The following is a 15,827-nucleotide window of genomic DNA, read 5'->3' as shown; positions in this document are numbered from 1 at the left end:
TTACCGCTTAAAGCTGCAATCAAAACACCATCGCCTTACCGCGCCCTGACGCTTCTGAGCCGGCATCTAGTTTGCCATCACGTTCGATGATCACATGCATATCACCAAAATGGCGCTCGTCTAAGGTGTAGCCCATTTTCTCTAGTGCTTTAACAACGCTTGCATCTAACCCTGCATGATGACGTATGACATTTTTAGGCCAAAGTTGATGATGAAAACGCGGGCTATTTACCACTTCATCGGCGCTCATATTAAATTCAACCGCGTTTAAAATAGATTCGTACACCGAGCTTATTATGGTGGTGCCGCCAGGTGAGCCGGTAACCATTTTAACTTTATTGTCTTTAAGTAAGATAGTTGGCGTCATTGAACTAAGCATACGCTTATGCGGCTGGATTTCATTGGCTTTACCACCGAGCGCGCCAAATATATTCATCACCCCTGGTTTGGCACTAAAGTCATCCATTTCATCGTTAAGCAAAAAGCCCGCGCCAGCAACGACTACACCACTGCCATAACCTAAATTAATGGTGGTGGTATTCGATACTGCATTACCCCATTTATCAACTATAGAAAAATGCGTGGTTTGTTCGCTTTCATATAACCCAGGTTTAATGTTTTCAGTCGTCGATATTTTATCGAGTGTGATGCTGCTACTGCGCTTTTTAAGATAATCCATGGCGATTAATTCGCTCTTTGGCACATCAAAAAAGTCTGGATCACCTAAGTACTCTGCTCTATCAGCAAATACGCGTTTGCCAATTTCTGCTAATAAATGAATATATGCTGTGGAGTTATGCTCAAGCCCTGCTTTGGGTTTAGTCAGCTCGTACATTTTTAACCATTGTATTATTGCAATACCGCCGGAGCTTGGTGGTGGTGATGTAAGTACTTGGTAACCGTTCCAAGCTGCTTTCATTGGTGTACGTGATTTTGCTTGATAGGCTTTTAAATCCGCTTGCGTAATGATCCCGCCATGTTCAGCCATAAAATCGGCAATGATTTTAGCAGTTTCTCCTTCATAAAATCCTGCCTTACCTTGCTCGCGAATACGTTTTAACGTGGCTGCAAGCTCAGGTTGCTTAAAGTTTTGATTCGCTTTAGCGCTGGCAAAATAATCAGCAAAGTTAATTGTTACGTCTTTTTTAGCCATGCGGGCAATGTAGCGCTCAATACTGCTGGCTAATTTCGGGTGAACAATAAAACCCTGTTCGGCTAACTTTACTTGCAGGCTCAACAAGGGTTTTCCAATCAAGTGTGCCGTGTTTTTGATGAGCAAGCCACATACCCGCCACACTACCGGGTACCCCACTGGCGTGAATGCCGTATATCGATTTATTTGCAACCACATTACCTTTGTCATCCAAATACATATCGCGATGAGCGGCAATTGGAGCTGTTTCGCGGTAATCTATAAAGTCGCCTTGCCCGTCTTTTTGGATCAGCATAAAACCACCACCGCCAATGTTTCCCGCTTCAGGCAAAGTAACGGCTAATACAAATTGCGCAGCAATGGCTGCATCAACCGCGTTACCGCCCTGCTCCAAAATGGCTCTTGCTACGTCACTACTGTAACTATCGGGCATAGCCACTGCTGCTTGAGCTGTTTTGCCACTAGCTGCCAATGCAGTTATATGTAACTGCATTACAATGACACTAAAAATCAGTAAATGTTTTACACCTGCAAACATATTTAATTCCTTGTTGATTTTATTTTTTGATTATTTTATTAACCCCATTAATACACATTCAGTTAACAAGGGTCAAACTACAATGAACAACTTTACACAAATTTTCGATATAACACGGCTGGTAACTCGCCGAACTCGTCGCTATGGGTATAGTGTTCAATAAACTGCAGACCCAGCTTTTCCATCACTTTAATCGAGCCGTTATTGTCTTTTAGTGCAGTGGCGCTAAGTGCCTTGATCTCAGCATTGGCGGTGATCACATCGGCAACGGCTTGTGCGGCTTCACTGGCGTAACCTTTACCCCAACTTGTGCGTTTAAAACGCCAGCCAATTTCAATATCACTAAAATCCGGCTCTGCAGTAAAAAACCCCATTGGCCGAATTAATATCCAACCAATAAAGCTGTCATTATCATTAAGGTTAACTTGCCAAAGCCCCCAGCCCTGTTGTGGATTGCGGTAGGCTTGCATGCGCGGAATAAAAACGTCTTTGATGGTGCTCATGGTCGTCGTCTTGCCACGAGTAAGGTACTCCATAACCTGTGGGTCGTTATCGAGTTCAAACAGTAGCGCACTGTCATTTTCATCCATTAATTTAAAATTAAGTCGTGCTGTTCGAGGTATATTCATTTTCTAGCCTGTATATTGCTTGTTTTAAGATTGCCATCAATACTGTACCAGAGGAAATATTCCTCGGGACATCATTATTATACAAAGGAACAAATATGAACAAATTAGCAAGTTTAGTTTTATTAGGCTGTGTAGCACTAACCGGTTGCGAAGACGCCAGCGAAGCAAAAAAGAAGCGGCTGAAGCAAAAGCTGAGGTTAAAAAAGCACTTAATGATGCATGGGATGAAGTAAAAGAAACCAGCAATCAATTTAAAGGTGAATCACTTGATGAGCTACTGCAAGAAAGTAAAAAACTTGGCCTTGATATGTATGATGATGGCAAAGAGGTGGCTTTAGATGCCTGGCTTGAAAGTAAAGAAGCAGCAGGCGAGTTAACCGAAAAAACCAAGCAAAAAGCCCAACAGCTCGTTGAAGAATTACAAGCCGCACGTGAAGAACATGACAAAGAAAGTAATAACTAACCCCTGCACTTTAAACTGCTATTTTTATAGTTCGCTGCATTACTGAATTTCTCGTCAGAGTTGATGTTAACACCTATTTTATCTGATTAGGCTGCTATTAGGGCAGCCTACATTCGCAATATAATTAGATCAGCTCGGCTGATCGTACGGGTTGTTTTCAAGTTACCTACCACACTTACCTCATTTTAAAAAATACATATATAAAATCAAAATGATACTGTTAAATTGTCGATAATTCACATATTTACTCCTATACTCTAGCTGAAATCAACATACTAAAAACTTAGGATACACAATGAAAAAACTTCCTCTCGCAATTGCTTTATGTGCTGTATGCGCATCTGCAAGCTCATTTGCAGAAGTGCGTATTAATGGTTTTGCCTCTATTGTTGGTGGCAAAACATTGGATGATAATACAACTCGATACGGGTACGACAACGACATTTCATTTAAAAATGAAAGCGTTTTTGCTTTACAATTATCGGCTGATTTACAAGATAAGCTCAGTGCAACTGCACAAATTGTAGCCCGTGGTAACAATAGCTTTGATGCCGAATTTGAATGGGCTTATTTAACATACGAATTTACCGATGAGCTGCAACTCAGTGCGGGTAAAATGCGTGTGCCTTTTTATCGCTACTCTGACTTCTTAGATGTTGGCTATGCTTATCGCTGGGTAAGACCACCGCAGTCTGTTTATAGTATTCCATTTTCTACCTATGAAGGCTTGAGCCTACTGCACACTTCACAAATAGGAGATTGGGATTCAACCTTACAAGTCATTTATGGTGGCTTTGATGGTGACATTGCAGCAGTTACAAACAATGATGAAGCCAAACTAAACGACATCGCAGGGGTTAACTGGACTCTATCGTATGATTGGTTTAGTGTTCGCGCTGCTTACTTAGTTGCTGAAACCTCTATTGATTTAAGCAATGGTGAAGCTGGCGGACAAGCTATTAATGGCCTTGAACAATTACTGCGCGGCAACGGCCTAATAACTCAAGCTGATGATATTGCTATAAATGAAGATGACGGTACATTTATTGGTGTGGGTTTTTCGATTGACTATAACAACATATTATTTGATGCCGAATATACACAGTTTGAAGTTGAAAAAAGTATCTTAGCAAAACAATCACAATATTATGCGTCGATTGGTTATCGTATGGATGAGTGGATCGTTCATTTTACCTATGAAGATAATGACGACAAACATGACAAATCTCGCTTTGATCAAGTAACCCAAGTGCCTCCTCTCAATAATGGGATTAATCAGGCACTCGATGGTGTTCGTGCACAAAGTAATGTATACACTATCGGAACTCGTTACGACTTTCACCCATCTGCGGCACTAAAAGTTGATTTTAGCCGTTTTAATGATGATATCTCAGATACTGAAACGGATGTTATTGCCGTTGCTGTTGATTTGGTTTTTTAAGGGGATGGTTATGAAAAAACTAATTTTAGCGGGTCTTATGTCTGCCTGTTCATTTAGTGCGTTTGCAGGCGTTACTGTGATCGTAAATACAGGTAATGCCAACGCGATAGACCAAGATGAAATCAAAAAAATCTACCTTGGCAAAAGCAAGTCATTCGCGGATGGTGTGAAAGTAAATCCAGTAAATCAAAACGGCAACAGTATTGCAGATGAATTCAATGACAAAGTGGTTGGTAAATCAAGTAGCCAACTTAATGCCTATTGGTCAAAATTGGTTTTTACTGGTAAAGGTACACCGCCAGAAAAACTAGATAATGACCAAGCGGTGATCGACTTTGTTTCGAGTAATGCCGATGCTATTGGCTATATTGATAGCAGTAAAGTCAGTGATGCAGTGAAAGTAATCGCAACTTTCTAGCTGTTATAACTTAAATAAAAAACGCCTTGTGGTATCTAACCACAAGGCGTTTTTTATTATAACTACAAGGTTATTCGACTTTAAATTTAGCCGTCGCATCCAATAGATTATCAGACAAGTAATGTAAGTTCTTCGCCACATCACGAACTGCAGTAAGCGAAGCCATAGTATCTTCGAATGATGTATGCATATTAGATACATTTTCGACCACCATTGCCGCAACTGATGTTTGCTCTTCAGTGGCTGCTGCAATTTGTGAGTTCATACCATTAATTTCAAGCATTTGCTCTGCAATTTTTTCAATTGAAATACCTGTATTTTCTGCAGCTGTTGCATTATTACTGGCCATATCACGCGCCGATGTCATAGCGCTAACCGACTCGTTTGCAGCACTGGTTAAAGTGTTTAATAATTCACGAATTTCATTGGTTGATTTAGCCGTACGCGATGCCAACTCTCTGACTTCATCAGCAACCACAGCGAAACCACGTCCTTGTTCACCCGCTCGCGCAGCTTCTATAGCAGCATTAAGTGCTAACAAGTTGGTTTGCTCTGCAATCGAAGTGATCACATTAAGTATCTGAGTTACATTTTTTGTATCATCCGCTAGCTTGTTAATTGTCGAAGCGGCACGATTAATTTCAGCGCTTAACGTCTGAGATTCAGTGACCGATGTTCGGATCTGTGAACGGCTTTGTTCCACTTCTTGCTCAGCCGTTTGCGCTGCACGTGAGGCACTTGCTGCCGAATGTGAAATGTCTCCTACACTTTGCTTCATTTCTTCCATCGACTGTTTAACTATTTCAGCATCTGCGGTTTGCTTGCTGGTCGCATTTTCTGCTTGTTCCATGCCTTGCACTAAGCGCGTTGAGTTTTCCATCAAGGGTTCACACACCGCCATTACTTCGAGTACCGACTCTCTTAACAAGGCTATAAATGTATTGAAGTTAATTGCAACTTGGCCGATTTCATCTTCACTACGAACTGTAAGTTGCGTGCTAAGAGAGCCTTTCCCCTCACCTAATAAGCGTAAATTGCCAGCCGCATCACTGGCGGCGGCAGCAATTCCACGAGCAATCCAAATAGCCATAAATAATAGTAATAACAATGAAACAGATGACACAACCAGCATTAACGTTAATGCATGATCAGAGCGTGACTTGGTATTTTTTACCAACTCAAAAAAGCGCGCATCAGCACGTTGCTGAGCAGCTTTAAGACTTTGCAACACCGAGTTATACATATTGGTTTTAGATTGTGCTTGCTGCTGGATTTTACTAAAATCAGCAGTTCCACTGATCATATCGTTAGCAATTTTTGTTGATATAGCAGCGTATTCGGTTAACTGTGTGCGTGTTTGCCTATCAATGTAGGTACTATTGATATTATTTATTGCGTCAAGATTCTCAGTTAATGCTGTCAGCGTCTCTTTTGCTTTATCAACAATATCTTGTTCGCCAAATGTAACTGCTTGTGTATAAAGCTCATCTAATTTTTCAAGTAACCCGACGTTCGCTGATGTTAGTTTTACCACTTGATAAGATGTTTTTTCAAGTTCGTCTAATGAGCCCCGATTGTCCACCATCGAAATATAATTGATTAATACAATAACCACAAAAGCGATAACAGCAATACTCGTGATAGCGTGAATTTTTTTACTTATGCTTAGGTCCTGAAAAGACAAACTTGAAGCCATGCGATCTACCTTATTATTTAACTATGTGTATTATCGGCCTATTAGTTATAAGTGTTAACTATATTTTTAATTTATCTAGCTTTATTGCCATAAAAGTTCACAAAAGGTACAAAAAATAAATCAATCGCCCGATAAAAACTAGATAATTAGAGCAATCTGTTGTTTTTGTGCTTGCAAGGTTATTATTTGAGCACACAATCACTAACTAATATTAACAATATATACTCTCTTTATTTCAATATAGCAGAACTTATCGTTAAAAGAGCTGAAATATGGCTACACTATGCTGGAAATATCAACAAATATTACATCACCTTGACTATAAAAAACGTGTTACTCAATAACTCAACAAATTAAGATGCGAAATACGCAAATATCTTAGTTCTAACTTCATTTTGAGTTACAAGGCTTAATAGATTATTTAATCAGCATTCAAGTTAAGTAATTCATAACCTGCCAGTACATCGCTTAGCTCTGCATCAATAGAGCTTTGCCTTAGCACATGAAACTCTTTACCGAGATTGTCTAATAATTCTTCTATGTTTTTTTCTGCACGCTGCATCGCCGCAAGCCGGCTAGCATTTTCACTGGCCAACGACTCGGCACAGGCGCGATAAAGCGAAATAAATATGTATTCGCGGATCAATGCCCGTAGTGTCATATCATTACTACCTAAAATTTCGGGTAATCGTTTTGTCGGCCAAGGGATTTGTGCTAGCTCTCGTTGCCATTTTTGATCAAGCGGCAGTAATCGTTGTGATATTGGCTGATATTGAGCGCCCGATTGCATCTGATTATAAAATACATAAACACGGGCAGCGCTTGCATTAGCAAGGTGTGTTTCGCTATCAATTTGAATTTGCCCAACCAACGCGGTGATCTCATTTATGCTCGTGGGCACCGTAAAACTTTTTTCCATAGATAAACCGGCATCGGCGAGTCGTGAGTAGACTCGCTCACCCACCGCCCACACTTGCAGTTGTGTGGTCTGAGATTGCGCGCCTAAATCGGCCAGTGCTTTAATTGCAAAGTCAGCAATATCTTCATTGAACTGCCCAACTAAACCTTGATCGGAGCCAAACACAATAGCACTGACTATATTATCGCCCTGCTTATCTGTGTTCGATATTGCACCCACTGCAGGTAAATTAACATCAACCGCCTGTATCGTAGCGCTTAATCCTAATTCTACCGTTCGATAGTAATCCGTTAATGAGCTGACAGATTTTTCGTATTGACTAATACTCGATGCGGCAAGCGCCTTCATCGTCCGCACAACTCCTTTTAAATCGCTGGCACTGTCGATTTTATGACGCAAATTAGCAGCGGTATTACTCATGGTTGTTCAGAGCCGTCAGCCAGCAATGGCGCATTACTATCTTCAATACTCGCCAGCGCTTGTTTTGATAGGGCAATGATATTTTGATGATCCTCGTCACTTAATGATCCTGAGGTTGCTAATCGCGTTGATAATTCAGCAGGCAAACGATTAATAATACCTCGTAAAGCATTTTTTGCTGCGCTCATTTTTGCTAATGCAATGGTATCAAATAGGCCCGAAGTCAAAGCAAGTAATAATATGATTTGTTCAGCGACTGGAAGCGGAGATGATTCTGGCTGGCGTAAACTGGCGCGAATACGGCGGCCATGTTCAATTGATTTTGCGGTATCTTGATCTAAACGCGCACCAAAGCGAGCAAATGTTTCTAGCTCTTCAAATTGTGCATAAGTCAATTTTAGGTCGCCCGCTACAGCCCGAAACGCTGCCAGTTGAGCTTTGCCGCCAACACGCGAAACAGATTTACCAACATCAACAGCGGGTAAAACACCCAATTCAAATAACGATGGGGATAAATATATTTGCCCATCGGTGATCGAAATTAAGTTGGTGGGTATGTAAGCTGAGATATTTTGTGCTTCTGTTTCAATAATAGGCAGTGCAGTAAGTGAGCCACCGCCAAGTGCTTTATTTAATTGAGTGGCGCGCTCAAGTAAACGTGAGTGAATATAAAAAATGTCGCCAGGAAATGCTTCACGCCCAGGTGGACGACGAAGCAGCAACGACAGTTCACGGTATGCGCGCGCATGTTTGGTTAAATCATCAAAAACAATCAGTACATCTTGCCCCTGTTGCATATAATATTCCGCGATACTCATCGCTGCATATGGGGCAATGTACTGTAAGCCCGCAGGTTCATTGCCTTCGGTAACCACCACCACAGTATAAGCCATTGCGCCTTGTTCACGTAATGTCGCCACGGCCTTTGCCACACTCGAAGCCCGTTGCCCTATCGCGCAATAAACACAGAGCACATTTTTATCGTGTTGATTGAGAATAGTGTCGATGGCAATCGCGGTTTTTCCGGTCTGTCGATCACCCAGAATAAGCTCCCGTTGCCCTCGTCCTATTGGGATCAAGGCATCAATAACAATCAATCCCGTTTGTAACGGCACTGTCACCGCAGCGCGATCCATTATCGCCGTTGCCGTGCGTTCGATTGGTAAATGCTGCGTGGCTTGAATAGGCAACCCATCATCTAGCACCTGACCAAGAGGATTAATAACGCGCCCCAATAACTCATTACCCACAGCGATATCCATAACATGACCGCTGCGTCGAACCTCATCACCAGCTTGTAAATGTGCGTAATCGCCAAGTAATACCACGCCTAACTCTTCTATATCGACATTGAACACGATACCTCGCACATTGCCAGCAAAGATCAACATCTCTTCAAAACCGGCACTGGGTAATCCTGATACTTTGGCAATACCGGTTGCAATATTGGTAATTATACCCACCTCATACGATTTCATTTGGGGCGAAAATGCCTTACGAGCTTTTTCGATTAGAGCGAATGAGTTGTCGAAAATATTATCGAGTGTTTCGCTATGATAGGCTGTTGTTGCTTGGCGAATTAAAGCCGAAGATTGGCTGCTATTAGTTGTATTAGTTGTATTAGTTACATCACTCATGGTGGTTTTCAATGTTAGTAATGGGTTTGCTAGTAAGTACTTTGCCTTTATCTTGCTCTTGCTCTTGGTCAGGCAGCTCATCGTTTGGTTTATTATCACTACTGCGCTTGGTTTTGTTGTCAGCTGGTCCCTGCTCAACAGCTTTGCCATTTTGTTTTAGCAGCGCCACAACGTCTTGTTCAAGCGACTGCAGGTAGTCAGCAATATTCCAGCCTAATTTTTGGCCATTAGTACTCAACTCAATACCACTGATAAGCTCTGCTGAGGTGGCAAACTCTAAGTCAATGTCAGCGCCAAATGTTGCTTTAATCGCTTTATCAATAGCAGCGCGCTCTATATCAGGCAACTCAAATGCACTCGTTAATAATGCCGGTTTTTTGCTGGCTTTGAGTGCTTTTACTAGCGTCGTTTTTGCCGCTGGCTGCAACTCACTTAATTGCGCTATAAATACCTGAGTGACTTGCTGCTCTAAAGTTGCGCTTGCAAGGTCGTGTAAGGTTTTGCGGGTGATAGCAAATACTTCATCGCTGGTTTTACGCCTCAGTATATTGGTCAGATGTTCAGCATCTGCGGCGATTATTGCTTGATGTTTATCATGTAATGCAGCAACGTCTTGTTCTGCCTGAGCCAGTAACTGCTGACGTTTTGCATCAGCATCATCTTTTGCTTGCTGTAATAACGTGTCACGCGCTTGAGCAAATTGGTTATTTTTATCTTCAAATATAGCTCGCTCAGCGCTGGCCTGTTACTGTTTAGCCGCAGCAGCATCGAGCTCATCGGCAATGCGTTGCTCACGGTCGTCAATAGCATGCAAAATAGGTTGGTAAAGATAACGTTTTAACAACCATACCAAGATCAAAAAATTAACAGCCTGTGCTGCTACAGTGAACCAGTCAATTAACATGGCTTACAATCCTGTGGCTTGCGCGATGGCATAATTCCAAAACGGGTTTGCAAAAGTAAGATCATCGATACCACAAAACAATAAATCGCTGTGGATTCAACCATCGCCAGACCAACAAACAAAGTGCGCGTGATGGTCGTTGAAGCATCAGGCTGTTGAGCTAAGGCACTCAGTGCAGCAGCTACGGCACGTCCTTCGCCAAGAGCCGGACCTATACACCCAATACTGGTAGTGATGCCCGAAATAATTATCGAGGCGATTGCAATCATTGTCATACTGTCCATGTGATCTCCAAAATCTTTCATTGTTAAAGTAAGCAAAAATGTAATGTTAAGATTAATTGATGTTCATTATTGTGGCATTCACTTGCTGTCTGATCTGTTATCCGGTTGGCGAGTTTGTGTTGCGGCCGCAATATAGACGGCTGCAAGAATAGTAAAAATATAGGCTTGCACTATGCCAGTTAGTAGCCCTAGTGCCGTCATCACGATAGGGAAAATAAAAGGGGTGATGGTCAACAAAATACCAATAATCATCGCACCACTCATCATGTTGCCAAACAAGCGCACAGCCAACGCCAATGTGCGTGACAATTCACTAATGATATTAAATGGCAACATAATCATAGTCGGCGCCATATAAGATTTGAGATAGTTAACAACGCCCTGCTGTGCAATGCCAAACATTGGCACCGCAATAAATACACTAAGTGCCAGTGCCGCTGTCGTTGATAGTGACGCTGTTGGCGGCTCATAGCCAGGAAGAATAGTGAAGATACTTGCACTAACCAAAAATAAAAATATGGTACCAAGAAAATAGAGGTATTTTTTCGCCTGTTGCAAACCAACTTCTTCTATTTGCGTTTCAATCCCCGTGACTATAATTTCTAAAAAATTTTGCCAGCGCGAACGTTGCAAGTTAGTTGATATATTTCGAGTGATCAGCATAGAGCCAAGGGTCAACAGCAGCATCAGTGCCCATGTAAAAGCAATGGTTGCATTAATTTTCACAAAGCCAAGCTGCCAATAAATCACTACATCGGGACTAAGGTGCATGTTGCGATCCTTCATGTGGATTAAGCTGCTCAATAACGGCTACTTGCTGTACTGGTGTATCCAATTTAGCTGTCATTTTCGTAACCACGCGGGCTGTGATAAGTCGTGCGCAAATAAATCCAAACAAACAGATCAGTAAACGTAGCAATGACGCATTAGCCATTTCATGACTTACAACTAAGTAAAAGCCTGCGATAGTTACTGTCATACGCACCAGCAAACTGCTTAATAACCACCACGCCGGATGCGCTGAACGGATACTTTTTTGTACCGTCCACCAAAGACCTACGAAAAAAAACCACCCAATGCTAAACCTAAGCACCAGATCAGCATTAAGTTCACTGTATCACTCATCATTATGTTCCTTCTCTGCGGTGACTTTGTGCTCTTCACCTATTGCCAGATCTTCTTTCTCTATCCAATGCCATGCATTAAAACAACCAAGTGCCAAACCTGCGACTAACAAGGCTAGTGTCCAAGATCTTTCACTGGGATAATGACCATCAACATAGACTCCGATACTTGCTCCCACTAAGGTAGGTATCGCGACTGACCAGCCAATTAACCCCATCATTCCTAAGCCAAACCACACTCGTTGCTGCGAATGACTGCGCGCTTTTAACTTGCGCGTGGCTTTAATGCCGACTTTTGTCGCTAATGTCGGCTTTGCTTTAGTAGCTGTTTTCAACTTACGCTCATTCATATTATTTGCCTTGCTGAGGGCGCTTTACTGTTGTTTAAAGCTAACAAACTTATGCAGAAAACCGCTTTCCAATTTTGCCATTACTGCACGCACTTGCAGGGCTTGCTCATTGATTGCGAGAAAGTCTTGCTCTACAGCGGCGCGTAACTTAGTTAAATCGCTATCAACTAGGGCATTACGCACAGACACCAAAACATCGAGTCCTGTTTTCACCAACACTCCTTCATCTACGGCTACGAATATTTCGCCCTCGGCGATGGTTGAGAAAGTCAGAATACCCGGCGTAAGCACCGCCACACAGTCAAGCCGATGCGGTAATAAGCCGTACGACCCATTGCTCGTTTCAACAATAATGTTGCTGATATCGGTTTTATCAATAAAGATCTGTGAGGGTAAAAGCAGTTTAAGGTGCATGTTCATTGTCTGCTCCAGCCGTTTTGCCGGCGTTTTTCACTGTACTTGCGCTGTCAGTGGTACTTGATGCCTGTTTATTTGGTGTGCTCTTTAGTTTTGCTTCGTCGATATTGCCTATCATATAAAGCGCGCTTTCAGGATAATCTTTAAATTCATCGTTGAGGATACGCTCGCAGCCATCTAACGACTCATCAAGACTAACAAGTTTACCTTTATGATTAGTAAACTGTTCGGTGGTAAAAAATGGCTGAGTAAGAAAACGTTCCAGCCGACGCGCACGCCCAACGACAGAACGATCTTCCGGCGACAGTTGCTCTAAGCCAAGCATCGCAATAATATCTTTAAGCTCAGCATACTGAGCCAAAGTGCTGCGCACTTTTTGCGCCAGTTGATAATGCCGTTCACCAACAATACCTGGACTGGCCATTTTGGAGTTTGACTGTAAGGGATCAATAGCAGGAAATAGTCCTTCACTGGCGCGTTGTCGCGACAATACAATGGACGCAGATAGGTGAGAAAACGTATGTACCGCAGCCGGATCGGTAAAATCATCAGCAGGCACATACACAGCTTGAATAGAGGTAATAGCCCCATTATTGGTATTCGCAATACTTTCTTCTAAGCTGGCCAACTCGGTGCCCATCGTCGGTTGATAGCCGAGTCGTGACGGCATTTGTCCCATCAAACCAGATACTTCAGAGCCTGCCTGAATAAACCGAAAAATATTATCAATCAATAACAATACATCACGGTGTTCATCATCGCGAAAATACTCAGCCATGGTTAATGCCGCTTGACCAACCCGAAAACGACTCCCTGGTGGTTCATTCATTTGACCAAACACCATCACCATATTAGGCAATACACCTGCCGCTTTCATTTCCCGATAAAGCTCTTCACCTTCTCGACAGCGCTCACCTATACCGCAAAAAAATGCTCACCCCTTTATGCTTACCTACCATGTTATGGATCATTTCAGTGAGCAAAACTGTTTTACCGACCCCTGCACCGCCAAACAACCCTGCTTTGCCGCCTTTTTCGAGCGGCACGAGTACATCAATTACTTTGATACCGGTTGTGAAAATTTGCGACTGTGTAGAGCGCTCACTAAGTGTTGGTGGTGCTCGATGAACCGAGCGCCATTTAATATCTGTTAAACTGCCTTGACGGTCTATCGGTTTACCAAACACATCAAACATCCGCGATAAAATACCGCTGCCAACCGGTGCTAACAAAGGGTTACCACTGTCTTTAACTTGCATTCCGCGGGCGAGCCCTTGCGTTGGTGTTAAAGCTATACACCGTACCTGCTTGGCATTGCGTTGCTCTAACACTTCAATAACGACTTGCTCTGTATCACCTAGCGCGATATCACTCAGATCGACGGTCAGTATTGAATGAATACGCGGCAATTTTGTCGCAAAACTGACGTCAATGACACTGCCACGTATTGCTATTATGCAGCCAACATTTAACTTATTATCAGCGGGTTGCAGGACAGATGTGGTCATACTGATGAAGTCCAGTGCCAATCACGAATTTCTGGCATATCAAGGCCATTTTTGTTGATATATTTTTTATGCGCAATTAACTTTTCATGTAATAACTGCTTAAGCTCGATGCCTTTAGCGCCGGTTTGCGGTAATCGTTCGAGTGCATCAATAACCAAGTGAAAACGGTCAATTTCATTTAATACCGTCATATCAAAGGCGGTCGTAATTGTGCCTTCTTCCTTATAGCCGCGAACATGGATATTGTGATGATTAGTGCGACGATAAGTGAGTTGATGGATAAGTGATGGGTAAGCATGAAAAGCAAATATTACTGGCTTGTCGGTGGTAAACAACGCATCAAAATCTTGGCAATTTAATCCATGCGGATGTTCGGTTTCTGGCTGTAAACGCATTAAATCAACCACATTAACCACCCTCACTTTAACCGTTGGCAAATATTCACGCAAAATTGATACTGCCGCCAATGTTTCTGGTGTAGGCACGTCACCACAACAAGCCATAACCACATCAGGCGTTTGCTCAATGGCATCGTCACTAAGATTGCCAGCCCAATGCCAAATACCAATTCCTTGTGCGCAATGTTTTTCAGCTTCTTCCATTGTTAACCATTGCGGAGCCAGGTGTTTGCCTGCAATCACCACATTGACGTAATGACGGCTGCGTAAACAATGATCCATCACCGACAATAAACAATTCGCATCGGGGGTAAGTAAACGCGAACAATCTCCGCTTTTTTATTGACTACAACATCGATAAAACCCGGATCTTGATGGGTAAAACCATTATGATCCTGACGCCAAACATGAGATGCCAATAAATAATTAAGCGAGGCAATTTTAGGCCGCCACGACAATGCCGATGATACTTTTAACCATTTTGCATGTTGGTTAAACATAGAATCAATAATATGAATAAACGCTTCGTAACAGTTAAACAACCCGTGACGGCCAGTCAGCAAGTAACCCTCAAGCCAGCCTTCACATTGGTGTTCACTGAGCATTTCGACCACTCGGCCGCTCGGTGCTAAATATTCATCATTCGCATACGTGGTCACATCCCATTGCCGACGGGTGGTTTCAAACAAGGCAGCCAAACCGTTGGAAATAGTTTCATCGGGACCAAACACCCGAAAATTTTGCTCTTTATCATTTAACTTAGTGACGTCACGCAGAAATGGCGCAAGCACTCGAGTATCACCCACCGCGGCCTGCAAACCGTTACGATCCCCTTTATGGTCTCTTTCTCTGAGGACTTCATCTTCTTGTATCTCAAACTACTTCTCGTCGGCGGTTTTCCCCATGCGGCGCCTTGTTGTCAGCAGCGCGGCTCTGAAACAGCTGTTTTGTTCGTCTCTGCAACAGTTCTTAAAATTCGGTAACTACTCTCAATCCCTGCTCCAGGCATGTGTGAAACCGATTATTAGCTCCACTTTCGGCCATAACTAATTTAAAAACTGAAACCTGAAATTGGTTGTGGTGTCTCATACCAAAACTCTAGGCTATTCTGTACGGACTTCAATTTTATAAAAAATAAAATTTTAAATTATAGCATATATTGAAGACATGAAATTTTTTGACACACAATTTGCAACTAAATTAAAATTTCCATGCCAAAATTGCCATTCACTTTCTGTTCATCAATTCTGATCAAAATGTCTGTGACTTGCTTTTAAAAACTCATCTGTAAAACATTGTGAGTATGCACATTGTATAATGCACTGAAAATACTCACTAAAAGCCCGCTGCAAGTTCAAATTTATTTTTCTGTAAAATTTCGTAGATTTTGCCTGTGATCTAATGTATGTGAAAAACATGGCGTTTGCCCATCTTTCTTTATTCTACAAAAAACTAGCTTAAAAAATTGCAAACAAATGCCTTTGTATTGATGCTATGAAAACATAGTGCCAATCTAAAATTTAGCACT

15 protein-coding genes and 3 pseudogenes are annotated in these 15,827 nt (G+C 42.2%); 3 read left to right on the top strand and 15 right to left on the bottom strand.

The features are described from left to right. Window positions 1-19 precede the first annotated feature (19 nt). A pseudogene (gene ggt / locus P4S61_RS14945) lies at window positions 20-1,691 on the bottom strand (gamma-glutamyltransferase). A 92-nt stretch (window positions 1,692-1,783) separates the two neighbouring features. Then, on the bottom strand, window positions 1,784-2,320 hold the full coding sequence (locus P4S61_RS14940) for a GNAT family N-acetyltransferase (RefSeq protein WP_145242886.1): 537 nt from the start codon (window positions 2,318-2,320) through the stop codon (window positions 1,784-1,786). 95 nt (window positions 2,321-2,415) lie between these two features. On the opposite strand from P4S61_RS14940, the pseudogene P4S61_RS14935 reads away from it, so the two are divergent. From P4S61_RS14935 to P4S61_RS14925, 3 genes and pseudogenes are all read left to right on the top strand, one after another. Continuing rightward, window positions 2,416-2,783, top strand: a pseudogene (locus P4S61_RS14935) (hypothetical protein). A gap of 295 nt (window positions 2,784-3,078) precedes the next feature. Further along, window positions 3,079-4,224 carry a porin gene (locus P4S61_RS14930; RefSeq protein WP_337118559.1) on the top strand — a complete coding sequence of 382 codons (1,146 nt, stop codon included), beginning with the start codon at window positions 3,079-3,081 and terminating at the stop codon, window positions 4,222-4,224. 10 nt (window positions 4,225-4,234) lie between these two features. Next, a complete protein-coding gene (locus P4S61_RS14925) occupies window positions 4,235-4,642 on the top strand; it encodes a phosphate ABC transporter substrate-binding protein (RefSeq protein WP_145242880.1) in 408 nt (135 codons plus the stop codon). Window positions 4,643-4,712: 70 nt separating this feature from the next. On the opposite strand, the gene P4S61_RS14920 is transcribed toward P4S61_RS14925, so the two are convergent. From P4S61_RS14920 to P4S61_RS14860, 13 genes and pseudogenes are all read right to left on the bottom strand, one after another. Next, window positions 4,713-6,338 (bottom strand): methyl-accepting chemotaxis protein, encoded by a 1,626-nt coding sequence (locus P4S61_RS14920; protein WP_182731043.1) that lies wholly within the window; start codon window positions 6,336-6,338, stop codon window positions 4,713-4,715. 421 nt (window positions 6,339-6,759) lie between these two features. After that, the gene (locus tag P4S61_RS14915; protein ID WP_182731042.1) at window positions 6,760-7,677 is read right to left on the bottom strand and encodes a F0F1 ATP synthase subunit gamma; all 918 of its coding nucleotides are present in this window, start codon (window positions 7,675-7,677) and stop codon (window positions 6,760-6,762) included. Beyond that, the gene (locus P4S61_RS14910; protein ID WP_337118558.1) at window positions 7,674-9,314 is read right to left on the bottom strand and encodes an alternate F1F0 ATPase, F1 subunit alpha; all 1,641 of its coding nucleotides are present in this window, start codon (window positions 9,312-9,314) and stop codon (window positions 7,674-7,676) included. The genes P4S61_RS14915 and P4S61_RS14910 overlap by 4 nt, the downstream gene beginning before the upstream one ends. Continuing rightward, complete coding sequence (locus tag P4S61_RS14905; RefSeq protein ID WP_337118557.1) at window positions 9,307-9,741, bottom strand: F0F1 ATP synthase subunit delta; 435 nt, start codon at window positions 9,739-9,741, stop codon at window positions 9,307-9,309. The genes P4S61_RS14910 and P4S61_RS14905 overlap by 8 nt, the downstream gene beginning before the upstream one ends. Window positions 9,742-10,059: 318 nt before the next feature. Further along, window positions 10,060-10,218: a F0F1 ATP synthase subunit B family protein gene (locus P4S61_RS14900; protein WP_337118556.1), complete on the bottom strand. Its 159-nt coding sequence runs from the start codon at window positions 10,216-10,218 to the stop codon at window positions 10,060-10,062. Next, window positions 10,212-10,502: a F0F1 ATP synthase subunit C gene (locus P4S61_RS14895; protein WP_337118555.1), complete on the bottom strand. Its 291-nt coding sequence runs from the start codon at window positions 10,500-10,502 to the stop codon at window positions 10,212-10,214. The genes P4S61_RS14900 and P4S61_RS14895 overlap by 7 nt, the downstream gene beginning before the upstream one ends. A gap of 78 nt (window positions 10,503-10,580) precedes the next feature. Continuing rightward, window positions 10,581-11,273, bottom strand: coding sequence for a F0F1 ATP synthase subunit A (locus P4S61_RS14890; protein WP_337118554.1), 693 nt, complete (start codon window positions 11,271-11,273; stop codon window positions 10,581-10,583). Next, complete coding sequence (locus P4S61_RS14885; protein ID WP_337118553.1) at window positions 11,263-11,595, bottom strand: ATP synthase subunit I; 333 nt, start codon at window positions 11,593-11,595, stop codon at window positions 11,263-11,265. The genes P4S61_RS14890 and P4S61_RS14885 overlap by 11 nt, the downstream gene beginning before the upstream one ends. Before the next feature lie 24 nt (window positions 11,596-11,619). Next, window positions 11,620-11,976 carry an AtpZ/AtpI family protein gene (locus P4S61_RS14880; protein WP_182731038.1) on the bottom strand — a complete coding sequence of 119 codons (357 nt, stop codon included), beginning with the start codon at window positions 11,974-11,976 and terminating at the stop codon, window positions 11,620-11,622. A gap of 24 nt (window positions 11,977-12,000) precedes the next feature. Further along, window positions 12,001-12,396: a F0F1 ATP synthase subunit epsilon gene (locus P4S61_RS14875; protein ID WP_259398191.1), complete on the bottom strand. Its 396-nt coding sequence runs from the start codon at window positions 12,394-12,396 to the stop codon at window positions 12,001-12,003. Beyond that, window positions 12,380-13,901 (bottom strand): annotated as a pseudogene (gene atpD, locus P4S61_RS14870) (F0F1 ATP synthase subunit beta). Before atpD ends, P4S61_RS14875 begins: the two are co-directional and overlap by 17 nt. Beyond that, window positions 13,898-14,581, bottom strand: coding sequence for a hypothetical protein (locus tag P4S61_RS14865; protein WP_337118552.1), 684 nt, complete (start codon window positions 14,579-14,581; stop codon window positions 13,898-13,900). Before P4S61_RS14865 ends, atpD begins: the two are co-directional and overlap by 4 nt. Further along, on the bottom strand, window positions 14,581-15,105 hold the full coding sequence (locus tag P4S61_RS14860; protein ID WP_337118551.1) for a hypothetical protein: 525 nt from the start codon (window positions 15,103-15,105) through the stop codon (window positions 14,581-14,583). Before P4S61_RS14860 ends, P4S61_RS14865 begins: the two co-directional genes overlap by 1 nt. Between the last annotated feature and the right edge of the window lie 722 nt (window positions 15,106-15,827).

Source organism: Pseudoalteromonas sp. B160 (assembly GCF_037162485.1).
In the GTDB taxonomy this organism is placed as follows: domain Bacteria; phylum Pseudomonadota; class Gammaproteobacteria; order Enterobacterales; family Alteromonadaceae; genus Pseudoalteromonas; species Pseudoalteromonas rhizosphaerae.
The sequence above is the reverse complement of the archived record's forward strand: the minus strand, read 5'-3'. Positions and strand labels throughout refer to the sequence as shown.

Bases quoted from the DNA above. Each gene is read 5' to 3' on its own strand.
- P4S61_RS14865 (WP_337118552.1), bottom strand. From the start codon at position 14,581: ATGGATCATTGTTTACGCAGCCGTCATTACGTCAATGTGGTGATTGCA.
- P4S61_RS14920 (WP_182731043.1), bottom strand. From the start codon at position 6,338: ATGGCTTCAAGTTTGTCTTTTCAGGACCTAAGCATAAGTAAAAAAATT.
- P4S61_RS14875 (WP_259398191.1), bottom strand. From the start codon at position 12,396: ATGAACATGCACCTTAAACTGCTTTTACCCTCACAGATCTTTATTGAT.
- P4S61_RS14925 (WP_145242880.1), top strand. From the start codon at position 4,235: ATGAAAAAACTAATTTTAGCGGGTCTTATGTCTGCCTGTTCATTTAGT.
- P4S61_RS14895 (WP_337118555.1), bottom strand. From the start codon at position 10,502: ATGGACAGTATGACAATGATTGCAATCGCCTCGATAATTATTTCGGGC.
- P4S61_RS14910 (WP_337118558.1), bottom strand. From the start codon at position 9,314: ATGAGTGATGTAACTAATACAACTAATACAACTAATAGCAGCCAATCT.
- P4S61_RS14915 (WP_182731042.1), bottom strand. From the start codon at position 7,677: ATGAGTAATACCGCTGCTAATTTGCGTCATAAAATCGACAGTGCCAGC.
- P4S61_RS14930 (WP_337118559.1), top strand. From the start codon at position 3,079: ATGAAAAAACTTCCTCTCGCAATTGCTTTATGTGCTGTATGCGCATCT.
- P4S61_RS14940 (WP_145242886.1), bottom strand. From the start codon at position 2,320: ATGAATATACCTCGAACAGCACGACTTAATTTTAAATTAATGGATGAA.
- P4S61_RS14900 (WP_337118556.1), bottom strand. From the start codon at position 10,218: ATGTTAATTGACTGGTTCACTGTAGCAGCACAGGCTGTTAATTTTTTG.
- P4S61_RS14880 (WP_182731038.1), bottom strand. From the start codon at position 11,976: ATGAATGAGCGTAAGTTGAAAACAGCTACTAAAGCAAAGCCGACATTA.
- P4S61_RS14890 (WP_337118554.1), bottom strand. From the start codon at position 11,273: ATGCACCTTAGTCCCGATGTAGTGATTTATTGGCAGCTTGGCTTTGTG.